This is a genomic window from Cohnella hashimotonis (assembly GCF_030014955.1).
In the GTDB taxonomy this organism is placed as follows: domain Bacteria; phylum Bacillota; class Bacilli; order Paenibacillales; family Paenibacillaceae; genus Cohnella; species Cohnella hashimotonis.
This window is the reverse complement of record NZ_JAGRPV010000001.1, coordinates 5,577,730-5,587,513: the sequence shown is the minus strand read 5'-3', so window position 1 is coordinate 5,587,513 and position 9,784 is coordinate 5,577,730. Positions and strand designations below refer to the sequence as shown.

The 9,784-nt window shown below is 57.7% G+C and carries 7 protein-coding genes; all 7 read left to right on the top strand.

Going from position 1 to position 9,784, the window contains the following annotated elements; genetic code table 11:
• Positions 1-235 precede the first annotated feature (235 nt).
• Positions 236-1,639, top strand: a complete 1,404-nt coding sequence (locus tag KB449_RS22635; protein ID WP_434082518.1) for a transposase — start codon at positions 236-238, stop codon at positions 1,637-1,639.
• 566 nt (positions 1,640-2,205) lie between these two features.
• On the top strand, positions 2,206-3,876 hold the full coding sequence (locus tag KB449_RS22630) for an aminotransferase class III-fold pyridoxal phosphate-dependent enzyme (protein ID WP_282910514.1): 1,671 nt from the start codon (positions 2,206-2,208) through the stop codon (positions 3,874-3,876).
• A 24-nt stretch (positions 3,877-3,900) separates the two neighbouring features.
• Positions 3,901-4,674 (top strand): DeoR/GlpR family DNA-binding transcription regulator, encoded by a 774-nt coding sequence (locus tag KB449_RS22625; RefSeq protein ID WP_282910513.1) that lies wholly within the window; start codon positions 3,901-3,903, stop codon positions 4,672-4,674.
• Between the two features lie 28 nt (positions 4,675-4,702).
• Positions 4,703-5,809: an alanine dehydrogenase gene (ald, locus tag KB449_RS22620; RefSeq protein WP_282910512.1), complete on the top strand. Its 1,107-nt coding sequence runs from the start codon at positions 4,703-4,705 to the stop codon at positions 5,807-5,809.
• A complete protein-coding gene (locus KB449_RS22615; protein ID WP_282910511.1) occupies positions 5,793-7,262 on the top strand; it encodes a xylulokinase in 1,470 nt (489 codons plus the stop codon). The genes ald and KB449_RS22615 overlap by 17 nt, the downstream gene beginning before the upstream one ends.
• A 14-nt stretch (positions 7,263-7,276) precedes the next feature.
• Positions 7,277-8,335, top strand: coding sequence for an amidohydrolase family protein (locus KB449_RS22610; RefSeq protein WP_282910510.1), 1,059 nt, complete (start codon positions 7,277-7,279; stop codon positions 8,333-8,335).
• Positions 8,332-9,732, top strand: coding sequence for an L-arabinose isomerase family protein (locus KB449_RS22605; RefSeq protein WP_282910509.1), 1,401 nt, complete (start codon positions 8,332-8,334; stop codon positions 9,730-9,732). The genes KB449_RS22610 and KB449_RS22605 overlap by 4 nt, the downstream gene beginning before the upstream one ends.
• The last annotated feature ends 52 nt before the right edge of the window (positions 9,733-9,784 follow it).

The following is a 9,784-nucleotide window of genomic DNA, read 5'->3' as shown; positions in this document are numbered from 1 at the left end:
CGCGCTTTCGGTGTACCAGCGCTTTATGGAAGTTTGGCGGGCAAAAAACCTGCAATTAAAGTCAATTTCATAATTCAAACCCCTTGCTACGACTGACTTTTTTGGCGCACCAAAGAGGAGTACCTCCCCACATTCTCGAAATTAAGGTTAGCCAACCAAAACGAGAAAGAAAGGAAGTACTCCTACGATTCCAATTCGACAAGAAGAGCTCTTTTCCTTTGAGACCCTTCTAAAAATGTCCCCGGCGTCAAAAGACGACCTCATTTTGGAAGAAGTTCCTATTGCGAAAATCTTGTACGCCATCAGTAGCTTCAAACGACGTGGTCGGCCCGAAAGCTTGAACACCAGAGCGATGATCTTTTCGCTTATCCTTTGCAAAATCGAGCATATTCGCTTCATCAAGGACCTGGTCAACCGTCTGAAAAGCAGTGCAGAATTCAGATTGCGCTGTCACTTTACAGGCTCTGATCGGGTACCGAGCCAAGCCGCCTATTCCAGGCTTTTCACCAAACTTCAGCAGTCCGGTATCCTGCATGAGGTCATCGATATTACGGTGGATGCAGCGATTACAGAAGGCTTCCTGAAAGGTGAAAGCATGGCGGTGGACTCTTCGCATGTGGAAGCCTTTGACCGAAACCCCAAAATTGACGCGTCTAAACCGGCCCCGTCCATTCTCCCCAAGGAGGTAGAAGACAGCGAAGAGCCTGCTTTTCTGGACGCCGTCAGCCATGTCCCGCAGCCAGCCCCCAAGCCCGAGAAACCCAAGCGTGCCAAACGCGGGCGCGTCCCCAAAGCCGAGGAGGCCGCGTGGCGTGCGCAAGTCGAGGCTTACGAAGCTTCGTTAACACACTTTGAAAAGGAAGTTGCGGGGATGTTGTCTTGCAGCTACGAGGAACTCATCGCGGACATGCCGACCTATCCAAGTGTAGGAGCAAAAGGCGATCCCCGCGGAAGCGGACGCGTAAAATATTGGTACGGCTACAAGCTCAATTTGTTAGTGGATTGCCAGAGTCAGTATATTGTGACTGGCGTAAACTGCTCGGCTCACGTAAACGACCAACGTCCGGCGATCGTGCTGCTTAAACGATTAAAAGAGCGGTTCCCAACACTCCAGCCTAAGTACGTGTTAGGCGACAAAGGATACGATAGCGAGCCCGTTTACCAGCAAGTTAGAGATGTAGGTGCATGTTCGCTTATTCCGCTTGTTCATCGCACCAAACTGCCGGATGGTGTAGATAAACACTTGCGCCCAACGTGCAAACAAGGTCATTCGTACCGCTACGATAGCTATGATGCGACTCGGGATACTGTTAAATTTGTAGCACCCAAAGAATGCGCAGCCTGTCCGTTTCAAGCCGACGGCTGCCAAAAGGTGATAAAAAAACAAGTAAAAGAGGATGTTCGTAGATACACTGCACCTGGGCGAGGCAGTGAAAAGTTCCATCAATTATTTAAACAGCGGACCGCGGTTGAGCGTGTCTTTGCCTATTTAAAACTTTATCTGGAATTAGGCACGACGCGAAAGCTTAAAAGACGTGCATTCGTAGATATGGACTTAAGTTGTCTCACATACAATGTATGCAAACTTGCAATAGATAAATTAAACAAGCGCATCCGCGAAGCAAAACCAGCCGCTTAACCTCAAAAAAAAGGACTTCCCCAACATTGGCCTCATGCTTGGCTCCATGACCAAATTAATTATGAAATTGACTTATTATACAGGCATTTTCTGCCGACGTGCGGTACTTGATGAAATGCCTGCAAATGTGCAGGTAAATGTAAAGCGCAAGCCGGAAATCGGGCTGATGATGGAAATTAACTGCACATTGGCATCTATTTTGTACAAACGGCCAACATCGGCATAAAAAGATGTATATTTGCAGGCTTTGCGGCGAAAGAACGACACGGGCGACGATACGCGGACCCATTGAAAAGGCTGACAGATGTGCGTTTGCAAGTCGCCGCTGCAACGAGCAAGCCTATACGCGAGCATCGAATGTGCAGTTAACACAACCTTCTTCTTCCGAAGGGCTGTAGAGGCGATGCACCTGCGGATGTCTTGTCATTCAGACAGATTGCGGTTGCGGCACCTTTCACAGCTCGATTTTTACATTTTGCATTGCCAAACGCAATCTAAACGAATTATAATGCAAATTAAACGAAACAAAAACAAAAGTTAAAAGAAAACAAAAGAAAAGAAAAAGCTTGCCTCGGCAAGCGGTGCAGAACACGCAGAAGATGCAGAACAAGCAGAAGATGCAGAAGGTTCAGAAGATGCAGGAGGTGCAGAAGATGCAGGAGGTGCAAGAAATGCAGAACGCGCACAACATGAAGCCGGTTAAAAGCTCGCTGCAGGATTTGCTGGGCAAGGAATACGTGGATGCCGTCACGGCCGCAGCCGCGTTTCTTACCGACCTGAGCCTTGCGGAAGCGCAGGAGATCGCCCGCGAGCCTATCGAATTTATGCCCGAAGCTTACATTCGGAGAATGGATGGCTTATTATCCCAGGTAGGGAGCCAGGTCGTGCCGGAGATGAAGGGCGCGCATGACGGGGCTCCGACGGATGCGTTCCGGAAAGCCGCCAACCCCAAAGCCAGTCCGCTCGGGGGGCTCGGATATTTCCGGTTGGGAGAGGACGGGAAGCTGTATCTCATTACCAAGAGCGAGCATTACCACACGCCGCTCGGCCACAATTTTCCCGGCTACAAGCTGATTGGCCAGGCGGAGCGGCTCGGCATCACGAATGCGACGCACAACAACACGCGCGGCTCCATCACCCGTCTGCTGGAAAGGGAGCTCGTTCGCACCGCCAACGGCCTTGCCAAGGCGGATGCCGACGCGCTGGGGCGGATATTGGATTCCCGCGAGCCTCATGTTCTCAATCGGGTCATCAACCTCGAGACGGGAACGTTGGCCTGCGAGGCCGCCATCAAGATGATGCTGGCGCGGTTCTACAAGCTGGATGACACGTTCCCGGATCCCAAGTATAAGGACCGGACGCCAGTATTTCTCGTCATGGCCGACCACGACGGGGGAAGCCAGGCGAATTACCACGGCACGACCATCGTCGCGCAGACGATGCGGGGGCTGTGGCCGGGAATCCGGGAAAAGCTGCAGGGAGAGATCATGCAGACCTGTCCCGTGCGCATCAACGACTTCGCGGATTTTAAAGCCAAGTTCGAACAATATAACAAACCGCCGTACAAGGTCGCGGGATTTCTGCACGAGATCGTCCTGATGAACTACGGGGGCATTTTGCTGGAACCGTCTTATTTGCAAAAAGCGTATGCGCTTTGCCACGAACACGACACGCCCGTCATGTGCGACGAGATCCAGTCCTGCATGTGGTACCCCGGCATGTACCTGTTCCGGGAATACGGCTTGAACCCGGACTTTGTCGTCATCGGCAAAGGCTTCCCGGGCGGCCAATACCCGGCATCTCGCGTCATCACCACCGCCGCGATGGACACGCTCAATCAGTTCGGCGCGCTGGTGACCAACGGGCAGGAGGAGCTCGCAGCGCTGGCCTATCTGATCACGATGAAATTTTCCGAGGAAAATGCGGATTACATTCGGGAAATGGGCACTTATTATGAAGAGAAGCTCCAGAGGCTCGCGGAGTGTCACGGCGGGCTTATCGAGAAGGTGGAGGGCAAAGGTCATCTGTCCACGCTGTTCTTCCGCCAGCCCGGGAAGGTGACGGAATTCACCGCGATTCTGAACGGGAGCTGCATCGATATCAGCGCGCAAACCTATAAGGCGAAATGCCCGCCGGCTGCGTTAACGAAGCCGCCAGTCATCGCTACGCCTGCCATGATCGATTACTTCGTTCATCGGATGGAAGAGGTCCTGCATCGCTTGAACGATCCCAATTAACGAAAGAGAGTGTGTGCGCATCGTATGGAAGAGCTCGATATCGACGAGAGAAGAAAACGAATACTGGATCTGCTCCACCGGGAAGGGAAAATCAAGGTCGCCGAATTGAGCAAGCTGTTCGGGACGTCGGAGGTCACGATCCGGAGCGATCTGGACGAGCTGGCGGCGCAAGAGCTGCTGCAGCGCACGCACGGCGGCGCGATCAGCACGTACAAATCGTACTACAACATGAATTTTCAGGATCGCATGGAGACGCATAAGGAAGAGAAAAAAAGGATTGCGATCGAAGCGGCCGCTCAGATCTCGGACGGCGACACGCTGATCCTCGGATCGGGAACGACGCCTCTATACGTGATGCGGGAACTCATCAACCACAAAAACCTGATCATTATTACGAACTCCCTGTCGATCGCGCAGGAAGCCGGCTACAGCCGGAACGTCCATGTCGTGGTCCTGCTGGGCGGCAACCTGAACGTTCCCTATCAATTCGTCTCGGGCGACGATACCATCAGCCAATTGAACAAGTACAAAGCCGACAAGCTCATTCTCTCGTCCGACGGCGTCAGCGCGGATTACGGAATCAGCACGTATCATCACCTGGAAGCGGAATTGTACCGGCATATGATCGCCAGGGTGGACAAAACGATCCTGGTCGCCGACTACACGAAGATCGGCAGATCGAATTTCTCGCTGATAGAGCGCGTCGAGAAGGCGGACTGCCTCATTACGAATCACAACGCCAACAAGGAAGAGATAGAAGCCTTCAAGGAACGCGGCATCGAAGTTCGGCTGGTTTGACTATAATTTGCTGGAGACGGTGATGAACATGAAGATCGGCTTAGTCAGAGAGATCAAGAACAACGAAAACCGGGTGGCGCTCACGCCGGGCGGCGTCAAGGAATTGGCCGGCCACGGGCATCAGGTATTGGTGGAATCGCGCGCGGGCGAAGGCAGCGGCTTTGACGATTCGCAGTATACGCAGGCCGGCGGCATCGTGATGACAGACAAGGCCGAGCTGTTCGGGCAGGCGGATCTCATCGTAAAAGTGAAGGAGCCGGTGGCGTCGGAATACGAGCTGTTCAAGCCGGGACAGGCGCTGTTCGCGTATTTGCATCTGTCCGCGGATCTGCCGCTGACACGGATGATGCTCGAGAAAAGGCTTGCCGGCATCGCGTTCGAAACCGTGCGGCTGCCAAACGGCCAGCTTCCCTTGCTGGCGCCCATGAGCGAAGTGGCCGGCCGGATGTCCGTTCAGATCGGAGCGTCCTTGCTCCAGAAGAACAACGGCGGCATGGGGATCCTGCTGGGCGGCGTGCCCGGCGTAAACCGCGCCGAGGTCGTCATTATCGGCGGGGGCGTCGTGGGAACCAACGCAGCCAAGATGGCGATCGGCGCCGGCGCGAACGTGACGATTCTGGACGTCGACAAGAGCCGGCTCGTCTACCTCGACGACATTTTCGGCGGCAAGGTCACGACCTTGATCTGCAACGACTACAACGTCGGGGAAGCCGTCAAGCGGGCCGACCTGCTCATCGGAGCGGTGCTGATTCCGGGCGCCAAGGCGCCGAAAATCGTGAAGGAATCCGCCGTCATGACGATGAAGCGCGGATCGGTCATCGTGGACGTGGCGGTCGACCAGGGCGGTTCGATCGAGACGGTCGACCGGGTGACGACGCATGACAACCCCTACTACGAAAAGCACGGCGTCGTGCACTATTCCGTCGCCAACATGCCCGGCGCGGTACCGCGCACCTCCACCTTCGCGCTTGAAGCGGCGATGCTCCCGTACTTGGTCAAGCTGGCGAACAAAGGGATCAAGCCGGCGCTGGCGGAGCATCCGGATCTGCGTCTCGGATTGAACACCTACGAAGGAGCGGTGACTTGCCGGCCTGTGGCGGACAGTCTCGGATTCGCTTATGTCGATCCGTTCTGATGCCGACCGCTCCGAATACCGGCACCGCTATACGATCGGACTGGATCTTGGCACTTCCGCGGTCAAAGGCGTGCTCCTGTCCGCGGCGGGCGAGGTCGTAGCCAGGGCGAGGACAGAAACCCGGCTGGACGCATACCCGGACGGGCGAGTCGAGTTCGATGCGGAAGCCTTGTTCGGTCTGACTGCGGACGCGATCCGCCAATTGTCTGCTGCGCTGCCGGCGGACGGCCGCGTAGCGGGCTTATGCATGGCTTCGGCAAGCGGGAATACCGTGCTTTTGAACGAGCGGGGCGAACCGATGCGTCCGGCGATCAGCTGGATGGACGCGCGCGTCAAGGACGAGATGGATGTCAAGCTCGGCAAGCTGACGCCGGCGGCGGTTCACGAACGAACCGGTTGGCCGCTCCTTAAAGCGTTCCCGCTCGCCCACCTATCCTGGCTGTCCGTTCATGAGCCGGATTTGCTCAAGCGGTCGGCCAAGGTCGGCATGAGCACGGAATACATGCTGTACAGGCTGACGGGCGAGTGGGCGATCGATCCGTCGCAGGCAACGACCTTCTATTTGCAGGACCAGCAGACGCAGGTTTGGCATGCGCCATACCTGCGCGCGCTCGGCATACCTGAGGAAAAGCTGCCGCGCTTGGTCGCGACGGGATCGGTGCTGGGCCGCATCACTGACGCGGCTTCCGCGCTTACGGGGCTGCCGGCCGGCACGCCCGTGGCCGCCGGATGCTTCGATCACCCCGCTGCCGCGAGAGGGGCGGGCGTGCTGGACGAGGGCGGGCTGCTGCTCTCCTGCGGCACTTCGTGGGTGGGCTTCACGCCGCTGTCCGAACGAAGCCAAGTGGTCGGCAACGGCATGCTGACGGATCCGTTTCTGCAGCCGAACGGTCCTTGGGGCGCGATGTTCTCGCTGCCCGCAATCGCCGTATCGGTCGACCGGATCGTTCGCGAATACATCTCCGATGCCCCGGACAGGTACGAATCGTTCAGCGCGCTCGCCGCCGCCGCAGCGCCGGGAGCCCGCGGCCTCCTCATCAACCCCTTGCTCGAAGCCGGGACCGGCCGTTGGAAGGGCGTTGCCGCATCCGATCTCGCAAGCGCCGTAATGGCAGGCACGGCTTATCTCCTTCAATCGCACATCGATCGGCTCGCGCGAGCGGGCATCCGCTTTACGTCCGTCACGATGGTCGGCGGACCTTCGGACACGCATCCCTGGCCGCAGATCGTTGCCGACGTGCTCGGCGTTGAAGTCCATACGGTTAACGGATCTTGCGCCGGCGCCGCGGGAGCCGCGCTGCTGGCGACCGTGGCGGCCGGCCTGTATCCCGACGAGAGAGAAGCCTTCAAGCAAGCGGCGTTTCCGAAGCTGACGAGACGGCCGGATCGCGAGGCGCATGAGATCTATGTGCGGCAATACGAGGCGTTTGCCAGGCGATTCCCTACTGAATAATGGAGCGTGACAAAATGAGCCTATTTCAGATCAAAGAAGTGGACAAGGCCTTTTACGAGAGCAAGCTGCAATCCTTCCTGCCCGAGCGGATTTTCGACATTCATACGCATGTATGGCTGGACCGCATCCGGATTCGCGAGGCGAACGCGCCCGTAAGAGCGGTGACCTGGCCCTCGCTCGTCGCCCGGGACAACTCGGTGGAGGATCTGTTCGAGACCTACCGCCTGATGTTTCCGGGAAAAGAGGTGACGCCGCTGCTGTTCTCCCAGGTCAGCCTGGAATACGATATCGACGCCGGCAACGAATATGTCCGCGAGAGCGCGCAGAAGCACGGGCTGCCTTCCTTTATGGTCACGAAGCCCGGACTCAGCGCCTCCGAGTTCGAAGAAGGCATCGAGAAGGGCGGATTTCTCGGCTGCAAGGTGTATCTGAACTTTGCCGACACCTGCATTCCGGAGAAGGAGATTCGCATTTACGACTTCCTGCCGCCTCATCATCTGGAGGTGCTGAGCAAGCGCGGCTGGGCCGCCATGCTGCATATTCCGAGAGACGGCCGCCTGAAGGATCCCGTCAATCTGATGCAAATGCTGGAGATCGAGCGGAAATATCCCGGGCTGAGGCTGATCATCGCGCATGTAGGCAGAGCGTATTGTCCGGAGGATCTCGGGAACGCGTTCGAGGTGCTGGCCGAAACGAAAAACATGGTGTTCGATATTAGCGCCAATACGAACGAGACCGTTTTTCGGGCGCTGATCAAGGCGGTCGGGCCGAAGCGCATACTGTTCGGCAGTGATTTCCCGATCCTGCGGATGCGGATGCGGCGGATTTACGAGAACGGCCATTACGTCAATCTGGTGCCGAAGGGCCTTTACGGCGACGTGTCGGGCGATAAAAACATGCGCGAGGTCGATGGCGAGGAAGCGGAAGCGTTGACCTTTTTCATGTACGAGGAGATCGAAGCGTTCCGGCAGGCGAGCCTCGCCGAGAACTTGGGGAAGAAGGATATCGAGGACGTCTTTTACAACAACGCCTTCGACCTGGTTAACGGAATCGGGAAGGAGAGGCGCCGATGAAACCGCCGAAGCCGCTGAAAATCGGGCTGCTGCCGCTGTACGTCCGGCTATATGACGATCATTGGCCCGAGCTTCGGGAAAGGGTGGACGCGTTCCATCACGCGATCGCCGGCGCGCTCCGCGGCAAAGGGCTCGATGTCGTCGCCGTCCCGCTCTGCCGGGTCAAACCGGAGTTCGAGGAAGCGATCGCCCGCTTCGAAAGCGAGTCCGTCGATGCCGTCGTGACGCTGCATCTGGCATATTCGCCTTCCCTGGAATCCATCGGCGCGCTGGCGGCCACGAAGCTTCCGCTTGTCGTGCTGGACACGACGCCGACATACGAATTCGGCCCGTCGCAGCTGCCGGACGAGATTATGTACAATCACGGCATACACGGCGTACAGGATATGTGCAACCTGCTGCTCCGGCGGGGCAAGGCATTCCAGATCGAAGCGGGGCACTGGTCGCGGTCGGACGTGCTGGATCGGGTCGTTGCAGGCGTAAGAGCCGCCCGCCTCGCCGATGGGATGCGAACGGCCAAGGTGGGCAGGCTGGGGCGCCCGTTTGCCGGCATGGGAGACTTCGAGGTACCGACCGACATGCTGCGCAAGGCGATCGGCATCGAGACCGTCGAATTCGACTTGACGGACGGCCGGACGACGTTCGCGGAAATAACGGACGCGCAGATCGACGCGGAACTCGAGTCAGACCGGGAACGCTTCGAGATCGGCGAGCTGGACGAGCGGCTATACAGGCAATCGACGGCAGCCTGCCTGAAGGTGCGGCAATGGGCGGAGCAGCACCGGCTGACCGCTTTTACCGTGAACTTCATGGACATTACGAAGTCGTCGGGCTTGCCCTGCATGCCTTTCCTGGAGGCCGGCAAAGCGATGGACCGCGGCATCGGTTATGCCGGCGAGGGCGATGTCCTGACCGCCGCGCTCGTAGGCGCGCTGCTCTCCGTCTATCCGGACGCTTCGTTCGCGGAGATGTTCTGTCCCGACTGGGAGAATAACCGAATTTTTGTGAGCCATATGGGAGAGATGAATCTCCGCGCCGCCGCCGGGAAGCCCGTGCTCCTGGAAAAGGCCTTTCCTTTTACGGACGCGGACGCGCCCGTCGCCGCCTATGCGGCATTCCGAGGCGGTCAAGCGGTGTATGCCTGCCTGGCGCCGGCCAAGGACGACGGCTATACGCTGATCCTATCCGAGGTGGAGATGCTGGATACGCAAGGGTGGGACCGGATGCCGGAGGCCATCCGCGGATGGTTCGCGCCTCGGCTGCCGGTGTCCGAATTTCTGGCGTCCTTCAGCCGGCACGGCGGCATCCATCATGGCGTCATCGTCTATGGCGATGCGAAGCCCGCGCTGGAGCGGTTCGGCGAGCTCATGGGCTGGAGGGTCGTGAGCATCGGGTGAGAAAGGGCGTCAACCGGGAAAATGACTGACTGGACGCAAAAATGAAAAGCCG